Annotated in this window: 21 protein-coding genes; 11 read left to right on the top strand and 10 right to left on the bottom strand. The window is 67.7% G+C overall.

What is annotated here, in order from left to right; translation table 11 throughout:
- Nucleotides 1–6: 6 nt before the first annotated feature.
- From ACFVWG_RS25965 to ACFVWG_RS25945, 5 genes are all read right to left on the bottom strand, one after another.
- Nucleotides 7–2991 carry a BTAD domain-containing putative transcriptional regulator gene (locus ACFVWG_RS25965; protein ID WP_391546003.1) on the bottom strand — a complete coding sequence of 995 codons (2985 nt, stop codon included), beginning with the start codon at nucleotides 2989–2991 and terminating at the stop codon, nucleotides 7–9.
- 43 nt (nucleotides 2992–3034) lie between these two features.
- Complete coding sequence (locus ACFVWG_RS25960; protein WP_391546002.1) at nucleotides 3035–3823, bottom strand: hypothetical protein; 789 nt, start codon at nucleotides 3821–3823, stop codon at nucleotides 3035–3037.
- The gene (locus ACFVWG_RS25955; protein ID WP_391546001.1) at nucleotides 3820–5613 is read right to left on the bottom strand and encodes a protein kinase; all 1794 of its coding nucleotides are present in this window, start codon (nucleotides 5611–5613) and stop codon (nucleotides 3820–3822) included. Before ACFVWG_RS25955 ends, ACFVWG_RS25960 begins: the two co-directional genes overlap by 4 nt.
- Before the next feature lie 274 nt (nucleotides 5614–5887).
- Nucleotides 5888–6505, bottom strand: a complete 618-nt coding sequence (locus ACFVWG_RS25950) for an SAM-dependent methyltransferase (RefSeq protein WP_391546000.1) — start codon at nucleotides 6503–6505, stop codon at nucleotides 5888–5890.
- Nucleotides 6506–6566: 61 nt separating this feature from the next.
- A complete protein-coding gene (locus ACFVWG_RS25945) occupies nucleotides 6567–8045 on the bottom strand; it encodes a hypothetical protein (RefSeq protein WP_391545999.1) in 1479 nt (492 codons plus the stop codon).
- Between the two features lie 155 nt (nucleotides 8046–8200).
- Between ACFVWG_RS25945 and ACFVWG_RS25940 the strand changes: the two genes are divergently transcribed.
- From ACFVWG_RS25940 to ACFVWG_RS25930, 3 genes are read left to right on the top strand one after another with little or no spacing between them, the layout of a single operon-like run.
- On the top strand, nucleotides 8201–8671 hold the full coding sequence (locus ACFVWG_RS25940) for a hypothetical protein (protein ID WP_391545998.1): 471 nt from the start codon (nucleotides 8201–8203) through the stop codon (nucleotides 8669–8671).
- Nucleotides 8640–8825 (top strand): hypothetical protein, encoded by a 186-nt coding sequence (locus tag ACFVWG_RS25935; protein WP_391545997.1) that lies wholly within the window; start codon nucleotides 8640–8642, stop codon nucleotides 8823–8825. The genes ACFVWG_RS25940 and ACFVWG_RS25935 overlap by 32 nt, the downstream gene beginning before the upstream one ends.
- Nucleotides 8822–9955, top strand: coding sequence for a PrsW family intramembrane metalloprotease (locus ACFVWG_RS25930; RefSeq protein WP_391545996.1), 1134 nt, complete (start codon nucleotides 8822–8824; stop codon nucleotides 9953–9955). The genes ACFVWG_RS25935 and ACFVWG_RS25930 overlap by 4 nt, the downstream gene beginning before the upstream one ends.
- On the opposite strand, the gene glnII is transcribed toward ACFVWG_RS25930, so the two are convergent.
- The gene (glnII, locus tag ACFVWG_RS25925; RefSeq protein ID WP_391545995.1) at nucleotides 9952–10971 is read right to left on the bottom strand and encodes a glutamine synthetase GlnII; all 1020 of its coding nucleotides are present in this window, start codon (nucleotides 10969–10971) and stop codon (nucleotides 9952–9954) included. The genes ACFVWG_RS25930 and glnII overlap by 4 nt on opposite strands.
- A 107-nt stretch (nucleotides 10972–11078) precedes the next feature.
- The gene (locus tag ACFVWG_RS25920; protein ID WP_391545994.1) at nucleotides 11079–11489 is read right to left on the bottom strand and encodes a Dabb family protein; all 411 of its coding nucleotides are present in this window, start codon (nucleotides 11487–11489) and stop codon (nucleotides 11079–11081) included.
- A gap of 152 nt (nucleotides 11490–11641) precedes the next feature.
- Between ACFVWG_RS25920 and ACFVWG_RS25915 the strand changes: the two genes are divergently transcribed.
- Nucleotides 11642–12640 (top strand): hypothetical protein, encoded by a 999-nt coding sequence (locus tag ACFVWG_RS25915; RefSeq protein ID WP_391545993.1) that lies wholly within the window; start codon nucleotides 11642–11644, stop codon nucleotides 12638–12640.
- Here the strand turns inward: ACFVWG_RS25915 and ACFVWG_RS25910 are convergent.
- Entirely contained in the window at nucleotides 12633–13493 is an 861-nt protein-coding gene (locus ACFVWG_RS25910) for a S41 family peptidase (protein ID WP_391545992.1), read from the bottom strand. The genes ACFVWG_RS25915 and ACFVWG_RS25910 overlap by 8 nt on opposite strands.
- Nucleotides 13494–13549: 56 nt before the next feature.
- On the opposite strand from ACFVWG_RS25910, the gene ACFVWG_RS25905 reads away from it, so the two are divergent.
- Nucleotides 13550–14050: an ArsR/SmtB family transcription factor gene (locus ACFVWG_RS25905; protein WP_391545991.1), complete on the top strand. Its 501-nt coding sequence runs from the start codon at nucleotides 13550–13552 to the stop codon at nucleotides 14048–14050.
- 1422 nt (nucleotides 14051–15472) lie between these two features.
- On the opposite strand, the gene ACFVWG_RS25900 is transcribed toward ACFVWG_RS25905, so the two are convergent.
- Nucleotides 15473–17302 carry an alpha-L-fucosidase gene (locus ACFVWG_RS25900; protein ID WP_391545990.1) on the bottom strand — a complete coding sequence of 610 codons (1830 nt, stop codon included), beginning with the start codon at nucleotides 17300–17302 and terminating at the stop codon, nucleotides 15473–15475.
- 164 nt (nucleotides 17303–17466) lie between these two features.
- Here ACFVWG_RS25900 and ACFVWG_RS25895 point away from each other — a divergent pair, with 164 nt between their 5' ends.
- On the top strand, nucleotides 17467–18150 hold the full coding sequence (locus tag ACFVWG_RS25895) for a GntR family transcriptional regulator (RefSeq protein ID WP_391545989.1): 684 nt from the start codon (nucleotides 17467–17469) through the stop codon (nucleotides 18148–18150).
- A 5-nt stretch (nucleotides 18151–18155) separates the two neighbouring features.
- Here ACFVWG_RS25895 and ACFVWG_RS25890 read toward each other — a convergent pair whose 3' ends face one another.
- Nucleotides 18156–19130: a glycoside hydrolase family 16 protein gene (locus tag ACFVWG_RS25890; protein WP_391545988.1), complete on the bottom strand. Its 975-nt coding sequence runs from the start codon at nucleotides 19128–19130 to the stop codon at nucleotides 18156–18158.
- Between the two features lie 181 nt (nucleotides 19131–19311).
- Here ACFVWG_RS25890 and ACFVWG_RS25885 point away from each other — a divergent pair, with 181 nt between their 5' ends.
- The 5 genes from ACFVWG_RS25885 (at nucleotide 19312) to araA (ending at nucleotide 24579) form a co-directional block, all read left to right on the top strand.
- On the top strand, nucleotides 19312–20037 hold the full coding sequence (locus tag ACFVWG_RS25885) for a 2OG-Fe(II) oxygenase (RefSeq protein ID WP_391545987.1): 726 nt from the start codon (nucleotides 19312–19314) through the stop codon (nucleotides 20035–20037).
- Nucleotides 20038–20089: 52 nt separating this feature from the next.
- A complete protein-coding gene (locus tag ACFVWG_RS25880) occupies nucleotides 20090–20581 on the top strand; it encodes a hypothetical protein (protein WP_391545986.1) in 492 nt (163 codons plus the stop codon).
- A 166-nt stretch (nucleotides 20582–20747) separates the two neighbouring features.
- Nucleotides 20748–22427 carry a ribulokinase gene (araB, locus tag ACFVWG_RS25875; RefSeq protein WP_391545985.1) on the top strand — a complete coding sequence of 560 codons (1680 nt, stop codon included), beginning with the start codon at nucleotides 20748–20750 and terminating at the stop codon, nucleotides 22425–22427.
- Nucleotides 22424–23077, top strand: a complete 654-nt coding sequence (locus ACFVWG_RS25870; protein ID WP_391545984.1) for an L-ribulose-5-phosphate 4-epimerase — start codon at nucleotides 22424–22426, stop codon at nucleotides 23075–23077. The genes araB and ACFVWG_RS25870 overlap by 4 nt, the downstream gene beginning before the upstream one ends.
- Nucleotides 23074–24579, top strand: a complete 1506-nt coding sequence (gene araA / locus ACFVWG_RS25865) for an L-arabinose isomerase (protein WP_391545983.1) — start codon at nucleotides 23074–23076, stop codon at nucleotides 24577–24579. Before ACFVWG_RS25870 ends, araA begins: the two co-directional genes overlap by 4 nt.
- The last annotated feature ends 203 nt before the right edge of the window (nucleotides 24580–24782 follow it).

The raw sequence follows: 24782 nt of genomic DNA, 5'->3' as shown, positions 1-24782 counted from the left end.
CGGTCCTTACTCTGATCCGTCGATCGCGGCACGGCGGCGACGGAGATCGGCCGCGTGCAACGGGGTCATCGGGCCCAGCCTGTCCAGGGCCTCGTCGAGGAGGGCGGCAGCTTCGTCGTACGTGCCTTCGGCCTCGGCGCAGGCGGCCAGCCCGTCGAGGCCGAGCGCCGCGATCCGGGCGCGGTGACTGTCCTGAGCACTGGCGACCACCGCACCGAAGTGCGACCGGCTCTCGGCGAGCCGACCGGCCGCGAGGTAGGTACGGCCGAGCTGCAAGCGGGCCTCGTCGATGCCGTACACATCCGCGATCTCCAAGGAGATGTTCAGCGAGCGCTGCAGGGTCTCGATCGACCGGTCGTAGTCGCCCAGCAGGCAGTACGCGGCACCGAGCTGGCACAACGAGTCCATCTGGCTGTAGCGCATCCCGATCTCCTCGGCGATCCGCTGCGACTCGGTGACCGCCTCGATGGCTTCCTCCGGACGACCGAGTCCGTTGCAGGACTCGGCGATGCCGTTCAGCAGATGTGGCTGCAGGGAACGGTCGTCGTGGGTCCGCGCCATCGTCAGCGCGCGCTGGTAGGACTCCAACGCTTCCTTGTGTTCGTGCCGGGCGCCCTGGGTGATCGCGAGCTCCATCGTCGCGTAGGTCAGCATCCGCTGGTCCCCGATCGCCTCGGCCAGCTCAAGGGCTGCGGTGTGCGCCGCGATCGCCTCGTCGCCCGGATCGACGAGCCGCAGCAGCTGGGCGAGCCCGTCGAGAAGCTCCACCCGCAGTACGGCGTCGCCGTCCTCAGGCATCAGGTCGAGCGCTTCACGCACCAGTTCGATACTGCGCAGCGGTCCCTCCTGAACCTTGATGACGTTGGCCATCCGCCACAGGAGCCGCGCCTGTGCCTGGTGGTGGCCGAGCCGGCGAGCCGCCGCCAGACCGAGTTCGAGCAGGGCGTCGCGCTGATGGACCTGGTTGCGTTCGTGGAAGTGCCGTGCGAACACACCGGCCAGCAGCCAGCTCCACTCGTCGGCCGAACCGTCCGCCACCCGCTGCAGCGCGGCGAAGATGTTGCCGCTCTCCCGGTCGCCCCAGAGCAGACCTTCTTTGGAGGTCGCCAGCTCAGGCCCATCGATGCGCGGACGGTCGCCGAGCCGGATGAACTGCGCTTTGGTCAGCAGCAGACTCGCCCGGTCCGCCGTCTGCAGGTAGTACTCCAGCAGGCGCTCGAGGGCAGCACGCCGCTCCGGCTCCGGATCGGTCTGCTGACTCAGCTCGGTGGCGTACTGACGCAGCAGGTCATGGAACTGGAAGCGATCGGCCGCCGGTTGCAGAAGCAGGTTGGCGTCGAACAGATCCTCCAGCACAAGTCCCGCGTCCAGCGGATCCACGCCCGCGAGCGCGCCCGCGCCGTACCGGTCCAGGTCGCGGCCCGGCAGCAGGCTGAGGAAGCGGAACATCTTCTGCTGCTCGGGATTGAGCTGCTCGTACGACATCGCGAAGGTCGAGCGGACGCCGCGACCGTCGATGCTGAGTTCGTCCAGGCGCCGGTCCTGGGCCTGGAGCCGCTGGTTGAGGTGTTCGACCGTCCACGTCGGGCGGTGTCGCAGCCGGGCGCCGGCGATCCGGATCGCCAGCGGCATCTGTCCGCAGCGCTCCAGCAGCTCGCGGGTCGCTTCCGGAACCTCAGCGGCGCGGGCGGCACCGATGACGTCGGCCAGGAGCCTCGCCGCGTCCGATGGGTCGAGGACATCGAGCGAGAACTGTTCGGGGGTGTCGAGCCCGGTCAGCTGCCGGCGGCTGGTGACCAGGACGCCACAAGTAGATGCCCCGGGCAACAAAGGAAGGATCAGCCGGCTGCTGGGGGTGTCGTCCAGCACGATCAGCAGCCGTCGACCGGCGACTTCGGACCGCCACAGCGCGGCCTGGCTGTCCAGGTCTCGCGGGATCCGGTCCCGGTTCACACCGATGCTGGTCAGCAGATGGTCCAGGGCTGCTTGCGTGGCCAGCGGTTCGCGCCCAGGGGTGTGGCCGTGCAGCTGCAGGTAGAGCAATCCGTCCGGGTACACGTCCGCGGCCTCTCGCGCGGCCCGGATCGCGAGTGCTGTCTTGCCGACGCCACCCATGCCGGCCACTGCGACAACCGGCGGCGCACTGCGCTCGGCCGGTGTGAGCGCAGCAACGATCGCGGCCAGCTCCCGGTCGCGTCCGACGAAGGCCGCGTCCTGATACGGCAGCTCATCCTTGGTCGACGATGCCGTGCTGTCGTTGCGCAGGATCCGCTGGTGCGTTGCCCTCAGTTCGGGACCGGGTTCGACGCCGAGCTGATTGACCAGGATGTCCCGCGTCGCCGTGTAGACGGCTTGCGCCTCGGCCTGCCGGCCACCGGCGTACAGGGCAAGCATCAGCTGGCCGGCGAGCCGCTCGTCGAGCGGCCGCTCGGCCACGACGGCCACCAGCTCCGGAGTGATGTCCGCGTGCCGGCCACCGGCCAGGTCCAGCTCGATCCGGTCGCTCAGCACCTTGTAACGCCGCTCCACCAGCCGCTGCCGATGCACCGCCAGATAGTGCCCCGGCAACCCGCTCAGCGGCTCGCCGCGAAAGAGCTCGAGTGCCTCGGTATAGCTCGCAGCGGCAGCAGCCGTATCGCCGGCCTTCTGCCGAGCCGCTGCGGTCCGCACCGCGGCATCGAAGCGGCCGACATCGGTCACCTCCTCGGGCAGCCGCAGGATGTACCCCTCGCGCGTCGTCTCCAGGAGGCCCTTCAGCGGCAGGACCTTGCGCAGCCGATAGATGTACGACGGGAGCACCCGCAGCCCACTGGCCGGTGGTTTGTCCGCCCACACCGCGTCGAACAGCTCCTCGGCCGTGCACACCCGGTTGGCCTGCAACGCGAGCACAGCGAACAACGCCTGCTGGCGCAGCGGCCCAGGTTCGTACGAGGTCTCACCGCGCCGCACGACCAGTGGGCCGAGCAAGTCGACGCGCAAGGGAGCGGTCACAGACCGTACGATCCCCGATGAGCAGGCTCACCGCCAAACTTCGTCAGCTGTCGGGCGGGAGTTCGAGCCATTCGAGGTCCATCGGCACCAGAGTGGTGGACTGGATGAGCTCCCGGATCAGGTTCACGGTGAGCGTGAGTCCGATCGGTTCGCCGACCTCCTCACGGCGCAGGCCGGCGACTCCAGCATCGGACAGCCGCTGCCGCAGCCGCGACACGATGTGCTCGACCCGTTTCGCGGTCCAGGCCTCGCGGGGCCGCAGGTCGGCGAGCTCGGCGGCGGTTTGCTGCCTGGTCAACGGCATCGGATGCGGGTCGTAGGCCAGGTAGCGCTGACCCATGACCGTGAGCGTGACGTGCTCTTCCGGAGTCAGCCGCCACCGCTTCGGCGGCACGGTCATCTGGCTCGGTCGTGGCTGCGATGCCCTGTCCTCGCCATCGGAGACCAGCACCTCGAGGAGGTGTTCGCGCTGCCGATTGCCGCGCAGAAAGATCGTGGTGTAGCCGACAGCCAGCGGAAGCGGTTCGCTACCGGTGTGGAGCAGGACGGTGTTCACCCGGATCGGCAGCCGGCCGACGTTGCGCAGCCACCAGTAGCCGTGCTGGTAGGTGAAGACCCCGTGCACCCTGCTGATCCGGAGGTCGTCCTCGCCGACACACAGGTCGACGTCGAGACGGTTCCGCCCGAAGCTCGCCTCGGCGCCAGGGGTCGGGGGCAGCACGATGTTCTCGCTGATCGTCAGTGCGCTGAGGGTGCCCGGCTGCGGCTCCCCCGGCCCGTGCCGCAGACTCCGCAGCTGGTTGTACTTCGCTCGCGCCGGATCCGGGGTCATGCGGGACCAGGCAGCGATCGCACCACGGACTCGGCCAGCGTCCGCGTCGCCTGGCAGGTCGCGGCCGCGGTCGGCGAGGTCGGATCGTCGAGCCGTACGACGACCACCTCGTCGTAGCTCGGCTCGGTGACGTCCGGGATGGGGACGCGTGGTTTGTAGTTGCGGTGCACGATCATGGCCTCGCACGCCGCTTTGTTCCCCTCCTCCGGGATCAGGCGAGCGGACCGGTTGCCGATCTTGACGACCGTGCCGCCCCAGTCCGGATCCGGGACGATCGGCCACTCGCGGGAGAAGCGAATGCTGATGCCGTGATCCTCGTCGCCGTTCCAGCTGCAGCCCCAGCCGCCGAAGTCCTTCTCCGCCGCGGGTACCTTGCCGAGCTCCTTGCTGATCTGCGGCCCGGCGAGCAGGGTGCACGCGTCGACATGCTCCAGTGACTGCGGCGGGAACTCCCAGCTCCGCGCCGGGAGCGGCCCTTTGGCGAGCATGGTCAAGGTGTCGCCCAGCAGGGTCTCCGAGACCAGACACATCGGCGCCTTGTCGGCGTCCTGGTTGTTATGGGTCGTGATGACGATGCGATTGGTGTCGGGCAGGGTGATGCTGCGCCGACAGGTGCCGCCCTCGCCCGGCGGAGGGCGCTCGATGGCGCCCAACTGGCCGGGCGTAACCGGACGATCCGGGGACGGGTCGGGGCCCATCAGGTCGAGGACGCTCTGGATCTTGCCCCCGTGATCCTTAAGGGTCGTCGTCGCGATGCAGCTACCGAAGTTCAGCACCTCCGGATCAACGAACGGCGTACCGAACTCACGCAGGGCGTCCAGCGAGATCGCCGCGCACGGGTCGGCCTTGGTCAGGTCTGGGGCGCTCTGCGGTGCTGCGGGCGGTTCCGTGTCCGAGCGGTGTGGCAGGTACCAAGCCAGTAAGGCGGTGCAGACCGCCAGCGCGCCCACGCCGTACAGGATCTTGGTACGTCGCGGGCTGCGCTTTCTCTTGACGCGGGCTCGGGCGTCCTCGCTGCCTTGCAGCATCGCCAGGGCTTCCGTGGCGGTCGGACGGTTCGCGGCCTCGCGGGCCATCAAGGCGTCCAGCAGCGGGGCGATCTGCCGAGCCCGTTCGTAAGGTAGTGGTTCGCCTTCAGCGGCTCGGCGCATCTGTGCGAACGGACCGTCCGCACCGTTGCCCCACGGCGAGCCGCCCTCGACGGCGGCGTACAGGGTGGCACCGAGGGCGAAGACGTCGGAGGCCGCGGTCGCCTCGGCACCGTTGGCGACCTCCGGTGCGACGTAACCCAACGTGCCGGTCAGCTGGGCGCCACCGCTCTGGGTGATCTCCGTCCAGCGCGCGATGCCGAGGTCGGTCAGCTTCGCGACGTCGTCGTCGGCGATCAGCACGTTCGCCGGCTTGAGGTCGCGATGGACGATGCCGCGTTTGTGGATCGCGACCAGCGCCGCCGCCAACTGAGCACCGATGCCGAGCACGCGGGACTCGGGGAGGGGACCATCGGCCTCGATGATCTGATCCAGGCTCCGCGCAGGCACGTACTCCGTGACGAGCCACTGCGCGCCGTTGTCGGTCACGGAGTCGAACACGGCGACGACGTTGGGGTGCATCAGCCCCGCTCCGACGCGGGCCTCGCGGCGAATGTGGCCCGAACTCTCGCCCACGGATCGCTTCAGGGCGACCTCACGACCTAGGTGCAGATCGAAGGCGCGCCAGACACTCCCCATGCCGCCTCGGCCGAGCTCGGCCTCTAGGCGGTAGCGATCCGCGACGAGATCCCCAGGAACCATCCCTCCATCGTAGGGAACCTGCAGTGCAGCTGGGGACCGGTCCCCAGGAGTTGCCCCTACAAAGGTCGAACACGCTCCACAACCGTCCCAGGAGGACTGCGATGATCCCCGTTCGACCGGGTCCCATGCCGATCGACGACCGCGGCGGCGCCTGAGCCGTACACCTCCCCAAACCGGTTTGGGGAGGATCAGTGTCGGAGTCGAGCCGGTGTGGGGAGGATTTCAGCCCGATTTGGGGGGTGAATCCTCCCCAGAGGCTTTCTGGGAGAGGCAGTTAGCGGCGGCGGGCTTTCACGGTGCCGTCCTGGTAATGGAGCTCCTTGCCGTCGATCACCTTGACGCTGTCGTGCGCGGCACTCGTCAGGATCTCCCAACGGCCGTCGTCGAGACCGAGGTCCGCGACCACCTCGGCGGGCGACGGGAAGTGCACGTCGGCGTGGGCATCGTGGCGAGACTTGTCCGGGAATTCGAGATGCCCTTCGACCAGCAGTACGCCGCCGACCGCGACCGCCTCGGCGGCCTGCCGGAGGATCTCTTCGCGCGGCAGGTCGATCGTCGAGTGCAGGAACTGCGCCGACACCAGGTCGAAGGTTCCGGCGGGGAACGTCTTGCCGAGCTCGTGGTGCTGCCACTCGATCCGGTCTTCGACACCGGCCTCCTTGGCGTGCTCCGCGCCGCGTGCGAGCGCGATCGGCGAAACGTCGACCGCCGTCACCTGCCACCCCTGCTGAGCCAGCCAGATCGCGTCGCCACCTTCACCCGACCCGAGGTCGAGCGCCCGCCCGGGCTCCAACCCGGCCACCTCAGCCACCAGCGCCACGTTCGGCTTACCGCTCCAGATCCGGGTGCTTTCGGCGTACCGGGCGTCCCAGTGCTCTTCTGCTGTCGTCATAGCACCAGCATCCGTCGTCCGGCCCGAATCGGCACACTTTGTTGCTGATCCGGCAAATCCATCAGTCCGCCGGAAGAGCGTCAGGCACGGCTGCGGGCTTGATGGTGTCGCGGCGGGCGAGTCTGACGATGAGGAGTGCGGTGGCGGCGATGGCGGCGGCCATCAGGAGTTGGTCGGGGAGAGTCTTGGCGCGGGTGATGAGGCCGAAGAGGGAGTGACCGATCAGGGCAGCCCCGACGACGATGAGGCGGTGCCGTTCGGTCCAGTCCGGGGAGGCACTCCAGCGGGCCAGTTGGCGTGCGACGGCGATCACGATCACGGCAGCGACGACCATCGGGATGAGCACCCAGTTGCCGTGGGCAAAGGCCGGTTGGCGGGCATCGCCGATCGGGAACAACAGGGCGAGGAACGCGAGGGACGCCGTACCGGCGACTAGACCGGCCACCGCCGGTGCCGGGACGCGCGCAGCTGCTTGTACGGCGAAGCGGCGGCGCGGGAGGACGCATAGCGCGACGATGCCGGCCACAACGATCAGAGCGAGGACGGTCAGGATCGCGGCCAGCGACATCTGGTAGCCGGGGTCCTCGGACAACGGCACTGCCAGGCGGAGCAGGACGGCGCCGAGGACGGTCACGAATCCGGCGAGCACCATGCCGCCACGACGCAGGTAGGGCTGGCGAGCGTTGCGGCGGAAGATCAGCTCCACCAAGGCAATCGGGACGATGACACTGAAGACCACGTGGTACGGCAGATTGAGTTCCGTGTACGTCGTGTTGATCCCGAGCCACCGCGGTCCCCACTCGGCAGCGCCGTACAGGTGTGGACTGGTCAGACTCTGCAGCGCGAGCCCTTCCTCGAGGAGGCCGTAACAGAGACCCAGTACGGCGATCGTGGGCCAGCCGCCTCCGGCGCGACGGGCGAGTTCGCGGATCAGCAGGGTTCCGGCGCCGTAGATCGGGATGTAGAGGAGCACCAGCCAGATCATCCGGACCGAGACTGTCCCGAGGGCGAACTCCGCGATCAGCGGCGTGAGCAGGACAAGCGTCCACGCGGCCTTGCCGGAGCCCGGCTCGCGCGGAGCCTTCGGCGGGCGCGGGAACGCGGCCCGGACCGGGCGGAGGTTCGTCACGATGACCAGGGCCAACAGCACCAGCCACTGGACCACCTGCACCCCACGCAGCCACAGCGGGTACGCGGCGGTCGCCAACAGGTAGCTGACGGCAACGAGGCCGGCGAGCGACAGGGTCCGAACCCGGACATAGGCGCCGCGCCGGCCGCGGAGCATGCGACGCGCGATGAACCAGTAGAACGCCGCGATCACCAGCACCATCGCCGCCCGGATCCACAGCGAGATCCGCAGTTCCTCGGCCGTCTTCGCGCTGCCCGCCGCCAGTTGGTAATCGACGACGCTGGTAGCGAACGCCACCGTCAGTACGGCGAACGCGGCGCTCACAACCAGATTCACGAACAGCAGCACGACCGCCCGCCGTACCCACATCGCGGCGACCGGCTCAAGCGGCGCATCCCCAGAGAACCTCATGCCCAGGAGGCTAGGGACATCGCGCTCCCGTGCCATCCGACCAAAGTCGAATCCTCACAACCGAAGGAGAACCGTGATGACGCTCAGACACGTCGTGCCGCTGAACCCTTACGGTGGTGCTACGCCCAGACGCCGTACGGACGAATGGAGCCTCGATGTCGGAGCAGTCGCTGCCTGGATGGGTGCCGGTCGAGCACCGGTGGTTCGGGCTGGATCGGCGAACCTTCAAGCCCGGACTGATCGCGCTCGGCGTGGCCCTCCTGTTGATCTACGGCCTGCAGGGTTTGAACGCGGTCATCCCGTGGCACAACGAGATCCGGGCCGGCCAGGTGCTTGATCTGGGGTCGGGCGCGACCGCGGTGCCGCCGGTGGGATGGCAGCTCGAGAACGGCACGCTGGTCGGTGGCGCCGGAGCCAACGCGTTCACGCTTCAGGTGCTCCTCGTCTCGGGCGGTGCACGCATCGAGCTGGTCGGTACGACGTACAACGGCACTGCAGCCGCCTTCCTCCAGCAGGTCGAGCGGTCGGAAGGCAGTTCGAACCAGGTTGCCTGCTGGTCGAGGCACCCTCACGACCGACTCCGGCCTGGTCGGGGTGGTCGAGAGCCGAACCGGTCCCACCGGTGACGGCACCGACATCGCGTTCAAGATGGCCACCGGCGACGCCAACGCCGCGCCGGCCTTGCTGGTCAGGGTCCGAACCGCCGCCGGTCAGCTCGAGCGATACCAGGACGAAGTCGGCGCACTGCTGCGCAGCATCAAGCCGGGGGCGACCCGATGACCGCCGCACAGCTCGAGGCGATCGAGCAGTCCGGCTGGGGTCAGCCGTACAAGTTCCTGCAACCGCACAATCTCGCGTTCTGGGTTTATCTGCTCGGCGTCGGCGGCGGTCTGCTGACGATGCTCCGGTACTTCGGCGCCGGCGCACCGTTCTACGCCCAGGCGCTCACCGGAGGCGTCATCCTCTTCGGCCTGTACCTCGTCCCGTGGTTCCTCTTGCTTGCCCACCACAACCGATTCACCGCGCAGCCCGCCGGTCTGCTCGCCACCGGCTTCGTCTGGGGCGGCGTCGCCGCGACCTTCTGGATCGCACTGCCCGCCAACGGCGCGTTGCTGGCCATCTGGGCCAAGATCGGCGGTACGTCGTTCGCCGCCAACTGGGGTGCCGGGCTCACGGCGCCGATCAACGAGGAGTGGGGCAAGGCGCTCGGCCTGGTCCTGATCATCGGCCTCGCGCCGCGCCTGGTGCGCAGCGCGTACGACGGTTTCATCATCGGCGCCTTCATCGGCCTCGGGTTCCAGGTCTTCGAAGACATCCTGTACGTCTACAACGGCGCGACCCAATTGTTCGGTGTCGACCAGTTCGGGTCGTCGTTGCGGGTCTTCCTGATCCGCGGCGCGGCCGGGATCGTCTCGCACGCGTTGTTCAGTGCGATCTTCTGCGCCGGACTGATGTGGCTCCTCGGCCGCACCCCCGGAGAGCGCAACCGCGTCCGCGGCGTCCTGACGATGCTGATGGCAATGCTCTTCCACTTCGCCTGGGACGACATGGCCGGGATCAGCGGCGGCAGCTCCTTGGCTGCGGTCCTGCCGTTCGCGATCGCCGTGATCGAGCTGATCGCCCTCTTCGCCGTACTGCGTCGCGCCGCTCGCCAGGAACGCTCGTGGATCCGCGCGTTGCTAGGCCCCGAGGTCGAGGCGGGTGTCGTCGACCCACCTCTCCTCGACGCGGTCAGCGGACTCCGCAAGGACCGCAAGAAGTACCGCCGACACCTGCACAGCCGGTCCAAGGCCAGGCACTTGCTCGAGGCAACCAACGACCTGGCCCGGGAGATCGCCACCGCCCGCGGGACCGAATCCGCGCGGGTCACCCATGCCCGCGCGGAGGTCCTTCGCCTCAGGGAACGTTAGACCTGGCCGGCCTTCTCCAGCGCGGCGCAGCAGGTGTTCATGATCAGGCGGGCGACGTTGTAGGGGTCGATGTTGGCGTTGGGGCGCCGGTCCTCGATGTAGCCCTTCTTGTCGACCTCGACCTGCCACGGGATGCGCACCGAGGCGCCGCGGTCGGAGACGCCGTAGCTGTACGCGTCGTGCGGAGCGGTCTCGTGGTTGCCGGTCAGGCGCTCCTCGATACCGTCGCCGTACCCGGCGATGTGCTCCTCGACCTTGCCCGGCGCACCGAGCGACTCGCACGCGGTGATGATCGCGTCGTAGCCCTCACGCATCGCCTTGGTCGAGAAGTTGGTGTGCGCACCGGCGCCGTTCCAGTCACCCTTGGCCGGCTTCGCGTCCAGCGTCGCGGCGACGTCGTACTCCTCGGCGATGCGGTAGAGCAGCCAGCGCGCCACCCACAGGTGGTCAGCGACCTCGGCCGGACCCGCCGGGCCGATCTGGAACTCCCACTGGCCCGGCATGACCTCGGCGTTGATCCCGGAGATCTTCAGGCCCGCGTCGATGCAGGCGTCCAGGTGCTTCTCGACGATCTCGCGCCCGAAGACCTCGTCGGCGCCGACACCGCAGTAGTACGGACCCTGCGGTGCCGGGAAGCCGACGGCCGGGAAGCCGAGCGGGCGTCCCTCCTGGAAGAACGTGTACTCCTGCTCGATCCCGAACCACGAGTCCTGCTCGGCGAACTGCTCGGCGATCGGCAGCAGCTTGGCCCGGTTGTTGGTCGGATGCGGAGACCCGTCAACGAGGTACACCTCGCACAGCACCAGCTTGTGATCCCCACCCCGGATCGGGTCCGGGCACGAGAACACCGGCTTGAGCACACAGTCCGACTTGTCGCCCGGTGCCTGGTTGGTGCTCGACCCGTCGAAGCCCCACTCCGGCAGCTCGGCGCCATCGGCAAGGATCTTCGTCTTCGAGCGCAACCGCGCGCTCGGTTCGGTCCCATCGATCCAGATGTACTCGGCCTTGTAGCTCAACTGCCTGCCCCTTCGTCGCGGTCGTCCCCTCAGGTGTTCCTGAACCGACCACGTCCGACAGTTTCAACTACCCATGACGGGCCTGTTCCGCCCTGATGAACGCCGTGTTACGCGCCTCCGGGCGCCGCCGTACCGACGTACTCGCCGAGATCGGCGACCAACCGGCTGATGTCCGGCATGGTCTCGTAGCGACGCCGGTGCAAGGCCTCGATCTTGGCGCCCAGTTCCGGGTCCGGGTCGTCGGAGATGTCGAACGACATGAACTTGTCGACGAGCGGCAGACCGACCCGGTCGGTGTTCAGGTGCGCCGGGTGCACGAGGTACTCCCAGTACCCCTCAAGGTCCTCGATCACAAAGGTCGCCCCCCACTCGTACTCGCCGCCGTAGTCGCGGCCGACGACGAACGCCTTCACCGCTGGGATCACGCGGCCTTGGTTGCGCAGACTCTCCAGCGCGACCTCGACCTGCTCCGGGGACGCGTCGGCTTTCAGGGTGAGTCGGTTGCCGTGGTAAATCATCGAAGTTCCTTTCCTGGTGGGCGAACCGGATCGCCGCCCTGCCACCGAGCCTCGCAGCGCCGGAGCAACCCGCGCGTCGGTGAGAACTGCGTAGTTCACCACCTGCGTAAAACCAGTTCGTCCGCCGGCGACGGCCACCTACAGTCGGGAGAGTGAGCACAGAGCGCATCGACCCACATGACCCGGCGGCCTTCGACGAGTGGCATGCGGTGCAGGTGGCTGCGGTGACCGCTGGGCGGGAGTTCGCCGTGCACTGGCCGCGCGAGGAGATGCGGATCGCGATGACCCAGCCCACGCCGTACTGGGAAAAGGAGATCTGGGCGACTCGCGACGAGACGGGGCGGATGGTCGGCACACTTTTCGTCGACGTGCCCTTGAAAGACAACCTGAGCCTGATGTCGATGGAGGTTGGTGTCCTGCCCGAGCACCGCCGGCTGGGCCACGGAAGCGCGCTGGCTCGGCTGGCCGATGACCGGGCAGCGCACCACCGCCGCACGATCGTGCAGACCATGGTGCACACGCCGCTGGGCGGCTCGTCCGCCGGACAGACCTTCGCACGGGCCCAAGGGATGACGGTCGGCATCGCCGACATGCACCGGATTCTCCAGCTGCCGCTCGAGGTGGCCTTTCTGGAGAAGCTGGCCGCCGAGATCGCCGAACACCACCGCGATTATCGCCTCGTGACGTGGCAGAACCACTGCCCGGACGACCTGATCGACGCGTACGCGGCACTTGAGAGCACGTTCAACGCAGAAGCACCGATGGGCGAGCTGGAGACCGAGCCGGAGATCTACGATGCGGCCCGGATCCGCTTCCGGGAGCAGCAGGCCGTCGCCCAAGGACGAAACAGCTGGGTCACCGCGGCGATCGCTCCGGACGGCACGTTCGCTGGGCACACCGAGCTCTTCTGCCCCACGCACAACCCCACCGATGCCTTCCAGTCCGGCACCCTGGTGGCCCCAGCACATCGTGGCCACCGGCTAGGTCTGGCCCTGAAGACTGCCAACCACCTCGAACTGCAGCGCACCCACACCGAGCCCCGCGTCCTGCACACCTGGAACGCCGAGGAGAACACCGCCATGAACGCGGTCAACGCGCAACTCGGCTACCGCGCGGTCGAGCTCACCGAGGAGTGGCAACGCGTCAGCTGACCGAGGAGAAGCTGTCGAGCGCGCGCTCGAGGGCGGCCTCGGCGGGGCATTCGATGTCCGGTACGACGCCTACCTGCTCCCAGTTGGTGCCGGTGATGGCGTTCACCGAGCGGGCGATCGGCACCGTCAGCTCCAACGTGTCAGTCAGCTCGAACATCTCGACCGGGTGCGCACCGCCGCCGGTGCGCTCACCCACCAGCGTCGCCCGACCCTGGGCCTGCAGGTTGTAGGCCAGTTCCTCACAGCCGGAGAACGTGGCGGCGCTGGTCAGCACGCGGATGGGTACCGTCAGCGGCAGTCGTCCGGCGGCGGGATTCGTCCAGTACTGCCGGACGGTGCCGTCTCGCGAGACGAGGTCCTGGAGATGCACCGGCTCATCGCCGAGCAGATAGCCGCAGATGAATGCCACCGTCTCGGGAACGCCGCCGCGACCGGCACGTAGGTCGATGACCAACCGGTCGACGCCGGCCAGCAAGTCGAACGCAGCGACGATATAGCGCTCGGCGAGATGCACCGGAGACGTGTACGGCGCGATCGCCAACAGACCGGTGTGCTCGTCCAACCGTTCCACGCACTTGATGCCGCCGGCGTTCTGTACCGCCTCGGCGGCATAATGCTGCTCCCAGTCAACGGGACCGGCCAGCGCGCCGGACGGGCGATGCCGCACCCGCAAGTGGCGGTCCTGGTTCACCGTCTGCAGGCGCTCGGTCAATCGGGTGGCGGCCTCGGCCGATTCGCTGTCGACAGGTGTTGCGCCGAGTCCGGCGACGATGGCCTCAGCAACGTCGGGGAAGACGTAGTGCTCGCCAACCAGAGTGGCGATTCGTTCGGTCAGGTTCGGTGTGATCGTCATGCGCAGAGTCCATCAGCAGCCTTGACAAAGCGACAACTGCTCTTGACGCTTGATTCGTGGACCTGCCCGAAATGTTCGATGCCACCGGCCCTGCCCAGGCCCGCGCCCTCAGCCATCCCACCCGGCACCGCTTGCTGCTGGAGCTTGGCGAGACCGCGGCAACAGTCAGCCAGCTGACAAATCGCCTGATGATCAACAAGGGAAACGTCGCCCACCACCTCGCCGTACTCGTCGAGGCCGGCCTCGTGCGCAAAGGCCCCACCCGCACTGTGCGCGGCGGCACCGAGCAGTACTACGTCCGCCCGGCTCAGCGCATCAAGTTCGAAGGCGGGCCGGACAACGCCCCACTGACCGCGATGATGAGCAACCTGGCCAACGAGATCGCCGGCGACGACCAGGCCCTCCTGAACCACCGCACCCTACGGCTGACCGAACGCCAGGCCACCGCGCTGGCCCAGCACCTCGACACCATCGTCAACAAACTCGAGCCAGCAAGCCCCCGAGAGCAGCGGTACGGCGTCTTCGTCAGCGTCTACCGCCACGGCCCCACCCGCTAGCTCCCTGTAGACGCGAGGCCTCAACACCCCTGGCCGGATGATCAGCATGTGCGCCCTAGCCATCGCCCTCCACACCGCCGTACTCCATGTGCACGCGTCGGAGGCTCGCACCCCCTGCCGTGGCCGTGAACAAGTTATGACCTGTGCCCACCCACCACTTCCTGTTCAAGCCCCCGATTGATGGCCCGCACGGCGCGATGGTTGCCCGCCGCTCCGCCTGCGCCCGGTCCGGGAATTTGAACGGATAACCCCTGAAATGGCCCCTTCTCCCCTGAAAATTTGAGGGGAGAAGGGGCCATCTGAAGGGATATCCGTTCAAATGCGGTTAGGGGGTCGGGAGGCGTTGTCCGGTACGGCGGGAGTGGTTGCTCGTCATTCCGTCTGCGGCCGGGGAGGTGGGTTTGTGGTTGCTCGCCGCTGCGGCCGATTTACAGTGGCGGGTGGCTCGCGTGGGTGCCTGGCTGAGGGGGATGGTTCGGTCGGTGACCACGGTGGCCGTTGTCTGGGCTTCCGGGTTGTGGCTGGGGTCCAAGATCTGCGCCGAGTAGACGGTTCTGGTCGCCATTTGGACAAAACGTTCCACTCAGCGAGCGGGGGTGACCGGTGTGGGGCGCGTTCTGCGTTATGGGTGAGTTTTTCGGGTCCATGCGCCGAAAAAGTCACCAATAGCGAGTAGCCGGGCCCCGGCGCGGGTGGGTCGCGCTAATTGGTGAGTTTTAGGGACTCGGTGACGAAAAGCCACCACTTAGCGAGGGCTGCCAGGCGCGGCAGTACCCCCAGCGCCCGGCATCCCGGCACCCCAGCCCCCGGACCCCGGACCCCGGCCATCTGATGGGTTACCCCATGAGGTGGTGGGCTTTGGACTCGCATGCGGGTGCAGAACCCACAAGCTGGTGGGGGAACCCATGAGATGCGGAGGGGGCGAGGGTCAGCCGGGCGCGGCCGGGCCCAACGCGACCTCATTCGCCTCAACCCGCCACAACGAGTCACCTTTCAGGCCTCGTCGCTACCAGCCGCAACCGAAGCCCGGAAGCGCAGGCGACCTCAACTGTGGTCGCCGACGGGTCCATCCCCCTCAGCCACGCGCCGGGCGCCCGCCACCCGTCTCTGCAAATCAGCCGCAGCGGCGAGCAACCAAACGCGGGCCGGCTGATGGTGACGGCCAGGACGCCTGGCATTGCCGAGTCGTGTACCGACCGACGGGTAGAGGTTCGACCAGCCTTGGATCGCGCCGCCTGCGGGCACAATCGCAGAAGGATTACTGGAGAGCACTACCCGTTGGCCGGTACACCCGGGCCGGCGCCACGACCAACGGCAAACCTCGAGCGCTGGATCGGCGCCGGTGCATCCCGTGGTCAGCGCCGGACTCGTTGCGGGTGATGGCTTAGCTTTTGCCAGCGCTTAAGCGGGATTATGTGCTGGTCAGGGTTTGTAGATGCTGACCTCGGCGAGGGACAGCGGGCCGCTTTGGTTTTCCAGTTGGATGCGGACATAGCGGGCAGAGGTACCGGCAAAGTTGAGAGTGGTGAGGGCAGCGGCGGCGCCTGCGTGGCGTTGGGCGGTGGCGCCGGGGGCGGTTCGGGCGGTGGCTAGGTCCGGGGCGGTGATGGGGGTGTCGGAGATGATGACCCAGAAGTCGCTGAGGCGGGAGCCGAAGTCGCCGTCGGTGCGGTTGTAGATCTCGACGTCGCCGATCGGGGCCGAGGCACCGAGATCGACCTGCCACCAGGCTTCCTTGGCGTCGACCGTGGTGTGGGTGACGGAGTTGCTGAAGTAGTTGCCGTCGGTGTTGCCGTCGACGGCTCGGGCCGCGTCGCCGCCGTAGTCGGTGGAGATCTGGGTGGCCGGTTTGTTCAAGGCCAGGTTGCCGGGACGGACCGGGTCCGCGATCAGCTCGGTGCTCAGATACTCGTGGGACAACGGATCCCGATACCTCACATGGACCAACTCAACCGGTCCAGCAGCGATGTCGAGTCCGGTCAGGTCGAGGTCGACCCGCCCGTCGCTCCGGACCGTGAACGGAACAGCCTTGCCCTTAGGCGTCGTCGCAGAGACCACGGCATTGTTCAGGTTCGGCACGGTCAGGACGTTCGCGTCCCTGGCCGGGCGCCGGAACAAGAACAGGTTCATCGTCGCGCCCTTGAAGGTGGTCGCCGCGAGAGCGCTGGGCCGGATCGGTCCGCCGCGGGTGCCATAGATCGCTGCCCCGTACGACGTCATCCAGCGACCGACCTCGGCCAGCCGATCGCGTTGGGGTTTGTCCACCTCGCCCGACGGCTTGGGACCCACGTTGAACAGGAGGTTCCCATCACCGGTCGCCGTCGAGATCAACGTCTTGACGATGGTCGCGAGGGACTTGATCGACTCGTTCGGCCGCCAGGACCACTGGTCGCCGATCGTGATGCACGACTCCCAGGCCCGGGCCACGTCGAACGCCCCGACCCGCTGCTCCGGGGTCGAGTAGTCACCGGCCAACGTCGGTTGGGGATCCGCCCATCCGAGCGCGTAGCCGCGGTTGTTGATCAACAGGCCGGGCTGCAGATTGCGTGGTACCGAGTGGAACGTCGGAGGCCGGTAGACGCTCAGATCGGTCGGCGCGATGCCGTCGTACCAGAGGAACGAGATGTCGCCGTACTGGCTCATCAACTGCTTGAGGTGGCTCATCATGTACTCGTAGTACTCGTCGTTCTTGCCCGCGACGATCAGCGGATGCGTCCAGTCCCAGCCGGAGTAGTAGAGGCCAAGCTCGAGTCCGCGGCGGCGGCAGGCGATCGCGACCTCGTCGACCAGATCGCGCTTCGACTTCCCGAGCGGAGTGGTCGCGAGGTCTGGGTAGAACGACTGGGCGTAGTTGCGAGCACGGAACATCGGAAAGCCGTCGTGGTGCTTGCTGGTCAAAACGAGGTACTTCATCCCGGCCGACACGGCGACATCAGCCAGGTCCTCGGCCCAGCCCTTCGCCGGCAGGAAGGACTTGTACGCCACGTCGTACACCGGATCGAACAGCTTGGTCGGATCGTTGTACGGCGGCGCCGTCTCGTCCGTCTTACCCGCTCGATAGGCCTCCCTCCCCCAGCCCGTCTCGCGCCCGGTCAGGCTGGCCGGCCCGAAGTGCACGAACAGCCCGAACCGCAGTCGCGCAAGGGCCTCCTGCGCATCCACCCGCTGACCGGTCATGGTCGACCTCGGCGCAGCATGGGCCTGCGCGTCCGACGAGCCCAGTACGGCGGCCGCCGCGCCGGCCGCGGGCACACCAAAGATGATTGAACGGCGACGTAAGCCATCGGCGGGAGAATCAGGAGTCGGCATCGGGGGTGGCCTTTCGATCGCTGGGCGGGGCTGCATCGAAATCGGATACGATATTGGAAATTAGGAGCTGCGCAGGCCAGTGTCAATGGCCAGAGCAGGAGGAGATCGTGCGCGAACCAGATCCAGGCCCGGCGCCGAGGCTGCGGCCCGCGGCGCGGCTGATGCTGCGCGAGAGCGTCTACGAGTCGCTGAAACGACTCCTCATGGACAACGCCCTGGAGCCCGGCGCCCGGTTGTCGATCGACGGCCTGGCTCGCGAATTGGAGGTCTCCCAGACGCCCGTCCGGGAGGCGCTCTTCCGGTGTGAGGCCGAAGGTCTGGTGGTTCGGCGCCCGAATGCGGGCTACCTCGTCGCGCCGTTGATCAGCCGCGACGCACTCCTCGACCTCTACGACCTCCGCCTCCTGCTCGAGCCGACGGCAGCCGCCCGCGCCGCGACCAACGCGACCGAGCGCGACCGCCGGGACATCGATGACGCCGTACAGGCGATGGCGCCCGCCGTCCATGGCGACAGCTATCAGGCGTACCGCGAGTTCGCCGAGGAGGATGCCAAACTCCACAGCACCATCGCGAACGCCAGTGGCAACCCGCTGATCGCCGAGACGCTCGACCGGTTACGCGCCCACGTCCACTCGTACCGGCTCTACTTCCGCCACGGCATCGCCGAGGTCACCACCACTGAGCACCAGGCGATCAGCGACCGGATCCGAGCTCACGACGGGCCCGGATCCGAACAAGCGATGCGGGCTCATCTCGAGAAGTCGCGAACCCGCCTATTGGCCGCCTGGTAACGCGATCAGTGCGCCGGCGGCTGGTAGTTCTCGCAGCTCCCGGTGTTGATCAAGGTGTCCTGGTAGCTGGTGTTGTGCTTCCGGTACGACGTCACGCGCGCCGCGGCCTGTGAGGGCGTGACCGTCTCGTTCTTGGCGTAGTACGCCCAGTCGATCTGCTGGTGGTACTCACTGGTCGCCGTACCCTGATGCGCGCCCAGATCGATGAACCACAGGTTCCAGTTCATGCTCATGTCCTGGCGCGGCAGGATGGTATTGCCGTCCTGGTCGACGGTGTGGTCGGCGGTGAGCTTGCCGTCGATGTAGTACTTCGCGTGGCCGTGACCAACCTGGACGACATAGGTATGCCAGCCGTCGAGTGACCTGGCCTGGTTGTCGGCCGCGGATCGCGCGTCCCACGGGTCCTCGCGGAAGGTGTGGTAGCTCGTCTGGAAGTTGATGGGGCCGGTCTCTCCCCAGCCCCCGTTCGGCAGGTACTCGGTGAAGTCGAGTTCGCTGTAGATCGGGTCGTAGTCGAACTTCGTCGGGCCGATCGCGAACGCCGTCTCGTTGATGTGGTCACCATCCGGTCCGGCGGCCGGCCTGTCGGCGTACCGGACCCGGGTCGCATAGGTTCCGTTGCGCAGATTCATGGTGGTACGGCGAAGTTCGGCGTGCGTCGTTCCAGCCGCCGTGCCGTTGGTCGTCGCCCGGAGCTGAGCGACGTTCTGCCCGTCCTGCTTGACGAAAGAGACGTTGCTCGCCGGCCAGGTCGCGCCCGGTACACCCGGACCACCCACCTCGCTGCGGGCGTTCCAGCCGTGGGCGGCGAGATCAGGATCGGTCGCCGACTTGTACTGGAAGTCGTCGAACAACACACCGCAGACAGGTGGCCGATGGCCGGTCTGGTCGGCCGAACCGACGGCGGCAGTCGCGCCACCCAGTGTCGAGGCGATCGAGGCGGCTACTACGAGGACGGCTTTCGTTCGCTGACGTGGCATGGCTGGCTTCACACCTTCGGCTCGGGGCACCTCCACGTAAAGATGGGTTATCCAACTGGTAAAGTCAAGGTCAAAAGTGAGCGTGAACGATGCCCGGATCGGTCTGACCACTGGTCAAGGACTCACACTTCCCCCGGCCGGAACGTTCAGTTGTCGGACGAACGAATCGACAGGAGGCGCTGTGAGCAACCCCAAGGCCGCACCGTGGCGAGATCGCGTCGAGAGCGGGGACTGGCCAAGCATCACCGCAGAGCTCGACGAGTACGGCGGAGCGCTGCTGCCCCGCCTGCTCGATGACACCGAGACCGCGACCATCCGCGACCTGTACGCCGACGACGACGCTTTCCGGGCCACCGTGAACATGGGCCGGCACCGCTTCGGCGAAGGCGAGTACCGATACCTCGCGACGCCGTACCCGGCCGCCATCGAGGAACTCAAGCAGGCGCTCTACCCCCGACTCCTCCCGATCGCCCGCGACTGGTGGACCAGGCTCGGTCGTGAAGCCCCATGGCCCGACACCCTCGACGAGTGGCTCGCCAGGTGCCACGACGCCGGCCAAACGAAGTCGACGGCGATCCTGCTCAAGTACCACCAGAAGGACTGGAACGCACTACACAGAGACCTGTACGGCGACCTGGTGTTCCCGCTGCAAGTGGTCATCAACCTCAACGACCCGGGTGTCGACCACACCGGCGGCGAGTTCCTCCTCCTGGAGCAACGTCCCCGCGCCCAGTCCCGCGGCACAGCCACCCTGCTCCCCAAGGGCCACGGCTACGCCTTCACAACCCGCGATCGCCCGGTCCCCTCAAAACGTGGCTGGTCCGCGGCACCCGTGCGCCACGGAGTCTCGGCCATCCGCAGCGGTCACCGCCACACCCTCGCCCTCGTCTTCCACGACGCAGCCTGAAAGCACGCCGTCGGGCATGGCAAGTAAGCTTTCGCGGCGGAGGGATCGACACATGGTGATGGGAAATCAGGACATCGGCGCGTGGGACGCGGAGTTTCACCGTTCCGGCCGGGTGATCTTCGCGGTCCGGCGCGCGCTGGCCTTCGGTGGGCTGGTCGTCGCACTGGTGCTGGCCGCCATCCCGATCGTCTCGGTGGCTCGGGACCTCGATACCCGCGGCACCTGGTTCACGATCCGGGTGGGGCTGCTCGCCGTACTTCTGGCCGCCTGTATCGCGTTGGCCGTCCTGTTCCTGCTCGGCCATCCGCGAGTGACTGTGAATGCCACTGGCATCCGTTTCGCCTGGTGGCGGCAGATCCGGTGGTCCGAGTTCGAGGGCACCACCCTCGTCACCCCGAACGGTGCCGCCGCCCCTTACCTGACCATCACCTCCACCCGCGGCACCAAACTCCACATTCCCCAGACCAACGTCGAGGACCTCCGCGCCTTCGCCGCCTGGCTCACCAAACTGCGCACCCAGCACCAGCTGAAGACCAACAGCTGAGACCGGCGGCGTACTGGTCGCCTGCGGTGCGAATGCCAGCGGCGCAGCAACCGATTCCCGCCACACCCGTGACGTTGCAGCGCAGCGACTGTTAGCGTTAACTGCTGACAGTCACCCGCTCATCGTCCGTTGCAGCAGACCCGGACATCACCACAGAGGGCTCGCTATGACCGAGAATGTTAACGCTCACAGCCAGTACGTCGTCGGGGTCGACTTCGGGACCCTGTCCGGCCGCGCCGTGGTGGTCCGAGTGTCGGACGGGGTTGAGCTGGGGACGGCGGTGTCCGAGTACCGGCACGGTGTGATCGACGACCGGCTTCCCGGGTCCGATGTCACTCTCGGGCCGGCGTGGGCGTTACAGGCGCCGAGCAATTGGCGTGACGTCCTGCGGCATGCGGTGCCGGAGGCGGTCGCGGCGGCCGGCATCTCGGTGGATGACGTGGTGGGAATCGGCACCGACTTCACCGCGTGCACGGTGCTTCCGACGCTCGCCGACGGTACGCCGCTCTGTGAGGTACATGGGATGTGGTTCCGTCCGCACGCCTGGCCCAAGCTCTGGAAGCATCATGCGGCACAGCCCCAGGCGGACCGGATCAACGCCGTCGCGGAGCAACGCGGCGAACGTTGGTTGTCGCGGTACGGCGGCCGGATCTCGTCGGAGTGGGAGTTCGCCAAAGCGCTGCAGGTGCTGGAGGAGGACCCGGAGACCTATCGCCGAGCAGACCGCTGGATCGAGGCGGCGGACTGGATCGTCTGGCAGTTGACCGGCGTCGAGACCCGCAACGTCTGCACGGCCGGCTACAAGGGCATCCACACCGAGGACGGCTATCCGTCGCGGGAGTACCTGGAGGCGCTCAATCCCGCCTTCGGTGATTTCACCGACAAGCTCGGGCACCAGTTGTCTCCGCTCGGCGGACGGGCCGGCCGCCTCACCACCGAGGCGGCCGCTCTGACCGGACTCCCGGCAGGCATCGCAGTAGCCGTCGGCAACGTCGATGCCCACGTCACCGCGGCCGCAGCCGACGCGGTCCGGCCCGGTCAACTGGTGGCAATCATGGGTACGTCGACCTGCCACGTGATGTCGTCCGAGCAACTGGCCGAAGTACCGGGCATGTGTGGTGTCGTGCGCGACGGCATCGTCGACGGCCTCTGGGGCTACGAGGCTGGGCAGTCGGCGGTCGGCGACATCTTCGGCTGGTTCGTGGACACCTGCGTGCCGCGCGAGTATCACACCGACGCACAGCTTCGCGGCGTGACCGTGCACGACCACCTCGCCGCGCTCGCCGAGCAGCAACCGGTCGGCCGGCACGGCCTGATCGCCCTCGACTGGCACAACGGCAACCGCTCCGTCCTCGTCGACCACGACCTGTCCGCCGTGGTGATCGGCCAGACGCTCGAGACCCAACCGGAGGACACGTATCGCGCGCTCATCGAGGCCACCGCCTTCGGGACGCGCACGATCCTCGATGCCTTCGACAAGTCCGGCGTACCGGTCAACGAGTTCATCGTCGCCGGCGGCCTGCTGAAGAACCGGCTGGTGATGCAGATCTACGCCGATGTTCTGCGCCGGCCGTTGTCGGTGATTCGTTCCGCGCAGGGACCTGCTCTCGGGTCGGCGATCCACGCGGCCGTTGCCGCCGGCGCCTACCCGGACGTCAAGGCCGCGGCCGCCACCATGGGCGGGCGCACCGAGGCGGCCTTCGTCCCCGACCCCGACCGCGCCGATGCGTACGACCGCCTGTACGCCGAGTACCGCGCCCTGCACGACTATTTCGCGGGCGAGCGATACGGCGGCAGCGGCGTACTCCATCGACTCCGCGCCCTCCGGAACGAGGCGGCCCAATGACTCTCAGCCGGATCCGTGAAGAGGTCTGTGCCCTGCACGCCGAACTGGTCCGCTACGGCCTGGTCGCCTGGACCGCCGGCAACGTGTCCGGTCGCGTTCCCGGCGAGGACCTGTTCGTCATCAAACCCAGTGGGATCTCGTACGACGACCTGAACCCCGACGCGATCGTGGTGTGCGACCTGGACGGCAAGGTGGTGGAGGGCGACCTCGATCCCTCGAGCGACACCGCAGCACACGCCTACGTGTACCGCGAGATGCCTGAGGTCGGCGGCGTCGTGCACACCCACTCGACGTACGCGACCGCTTGGGCCGCACGCGGCGAACCGATCCCGTGCGTCCTGACCGCCATGGCCGACGAGTTCGGCGGCGAGGTCCCGGTCGGGCCGTTCGCCCTGATCGGCAACGACGACATCGGCCGCGGCATCGTGGCGACGCTGTCCGGCCACCGCTCCCCCGCGGTCCTGATGCGCAACCACGGCGTCTTCACGATCGGCAAGGACGCGAAAGCCGCCGTCAAGGCGGCAGTGATGTGCGAGGACGTCGCCCGCACCGTGCACCTCGCCCGATCCGCGGGCGACCTGGTCACGATCGCCGAGGACGACGTCGACCGGCTCTACGACCGCTATCAGAACGTGTACGGCCAACGATGACGGAGACTCCTGTGACCCCGACCGAAGTCTGGTTCCTGACCGGCAGCCAGGGCCTGTACGGCGAAGAAACCCTGCGCCAGGTAGCCGATCAGTCGCGCGGCCTGGCCGAGCAACTCCAGGAATCCGGGGACCTGGCGCCGCGAGTGGTCTGGAAGGAGGTGCTCACGGACGCGGACTCGATCCGCCGGGTCTGCCTGGAGGCGAACGCCAGCGACGCCTGTATCGGCGTGATCGCGTGGATGCACACCTTCTCCCCGGCCAAGATGTGGATCGCCGGCCTGGACGCCCTGCGCACCCCGCTGCTGCACCTGCACACGCAGGCGAACGTCGAGTTGCCCTGGGCAACGATCGACATGGACTTCATGAACCTGAACCAGGCCGCACACGGCGACCGCGAGTTCGGCTACATCCAGACCCGGCTGGGCGTCGCCCGGACGACGGTCGCCGGCCACGTCGCCGACCCGGCGGTCCGGGCCCGCATCGCGGTCTGGGCTCGCGCGGCGGCCGGATACGCGGCCATGCGAACGATGCGGGTCGCCCGGTTCGGTGACAACATGCGCGATGTCGCCGTCACCGAAGGCGACAAGGTCGAGGCCCAGTTGCACTTCGGCGTCTCGGTCAACACCTACGGCGTCAACGACCTGGTCGCGGTCGTCGACGAGATCTCCGACACCGCCGTCGACACCCTGCTCAAGGAGTACGACTTCAACGTCGTACCGGAACTGCGCCTTGGTGGCGAGCGGCATGAGTCCTTGCGGTACGCCGCGCGGATCGAGACCGGCCTGCGCGCGTTCCTCACCGACGGGGGCTTCACCGCCTTCACCACGAACTTCGAGGACCTCGGTGGGTTGCGCCAGCTCCCCGGCCTCGCCGTACAGCGTCTGATGGCCGACGGCTACGGCTTCGGCGGCGAGGGCGACTGGAAGACCGCCGTCCTGCTACGCACGCTGAAGGTTGCTGCCGGCAACTTGCCCGGCGGTACGTCGTTCATGGAGGACTACACGTATGACCTGACGCCCGGCGCGGAGCGGATCCTCGGCGCCCACATGCTCGAGGTCTGCCCGTCGATCGCCGCCGGCACTCCGACCGTCGAGATCCACCCGCTCGGCATCGGCGGCCGCGAAGACCCGGTCCGCCTTGTCTTCGACGCCGCACCCGGCCCAGGTGTGGTTGTGGGTATGGCCGACCTGGGCGACCGCTTCCGCCTGGTGGCCAACGAGATCGACGTCGTCACGCCCGACCGCCCACTCCCCCAGCTCCCGGTCGCGAGAGCCGTCTGGAAGCCCCGCCCCAACCTCCGCACCTCAGCCGAAGCCTGGCTGACCGCCGGCGGCCCGCACCACACGGTCCTCAGTACGGCGATCGGCGTCGAGGAACTCGCCGACCTCGCCGAGATGACCCGCACCGAACTCGCAGTCATCGACGCCGACACCACCACCCGCCGTTTCACCCAGGAACTCCGCTGGTCCCAGGCCTACCACCGTCTCGCCCAAGGATTCTGACTCGTCAAGCTACCGGCAAATTTCGGCTCTTATGACGTATGTGTGGGTGGTTCGCGCGTTGTCGGACCGGCAGGTTGCCGTCCGATCGCAGGATCTCGAGCGATGTGATCGGTCAGTGTGGGAAGTACGTCGTCGACTGAACGCACTGTGCCGCTGGACATCGATTTCTGGCAGCAATCTCCCTCCACTCGACGTCGCACCGC

Origin of the sequence: Kribbella sp. NPDC058245 (assembly GCF_042882005.1) — a bacterium.
Lineage (GTDB): Bacteria > Actinomycetota > Actinomycetes > Propionibacteriales > Kribbellaceae > Kribbella.
This window is presented reverse-complemented; position numbering and strand designations above follow the sequence as displayed.

Excerpts from the sequence above, each read along its gene's own strand:
- ACFVWG_RS25960 (WP_391546002.1), bottom strand. The coding sequence starts at position 3,823 with ATGACCCCGGATCCGGCGCGAGCGAAGTACAACCAGCTGCGGAGTCTG.
- ACFVWG_RS25955 (WP_391546001.1), bottom strand. The coding sequence starts at position 5,613 with ATGGTTCCTGGGGATCTCGTCGCGGATCGCTACCGCCTAGAGGCCGAG.
- ACFVWG_RS25950 (WP_391546000.1), bottom strand. The coding sequence starts at position 6,505 with ATGACGACAGCAGAAGAGCACTGGGACGCCCGGTACGCCGAAAGCACC.
- ACFVWG_RS25945 (WP_391545999.1), bottom strand. The coding sequence starts at position 8,045 with ATGAGGTTCTCTGGGGATGCGCCGCTTGAGCCGGTCGCCGCGATGTGG.
- ACFVWG_RS25940 (WP_391545998.1), top strand. The coding sequence starts at position 8,201 with ATGTCGGAGCAGTCGCTGCCTGGATGGGTGCCGGTCGAGCACCGGTGG.
- ACFVWG_RS25930 (WP_391545996.1), top strand. The coding sequence starts at position 8,822 with ATGACCGCCGCACAGCTCGAGGCGATCGAGCAGTCCGGCTGGGGTCAG.
- ACFVWG_RS25920 (WP_391545994.1), bottom strand. The coding sequence starts at position 11,489 with ATGATTTACCACGGCAACCGACTCACCCTGAAAGCCGACGCGTCCCCG.
- ACFVWG_RS25910 (WP_391545992.1), bottom strand. The coding sequence starts at position 13,493 with ATGACGATCACACCGAACCTGACCGAACGAATCGCCACTCTGGTTGGC.
- ACFVWG_RS25890 (WP_391545988.1), bottom strand. The coding sequence starts at position 19,130 with ATGCCACGTCAGCGAACGAAAGCCGTCCTCGTAGTAGCCGCCTCGATC.
- ACFVWG_RS25880 (WP_391545986.1), top strand. The coding sequence starts at position 20,090 with ATGGTGATGGGAAATCAGGACATCGGCGCGTGGGACGCGGAGTTTCAC.
- araB (WP_391545985.1), top strand. The coding sequence starts at position 20,748 with ATGACCGAGAATGTTAACGCTCACAGCCAGTACGTCGTCGGGGTCGAC.
- ACFVWG_RS25870 (WP_391545984.1), top strand. The coding sequence starts at position 22,424 with ATGACTCTCAGCCGGATCCGTGAAGAGGTCTGTGCCCTGCACGCCGAA.
- araA (WP_391545983.1), top strand. The coding sequence starts at position 23,074 with ATGACGGAGACTCCTGTGACCCCGACCGAAGTCTGGTTCCTGACCGGC.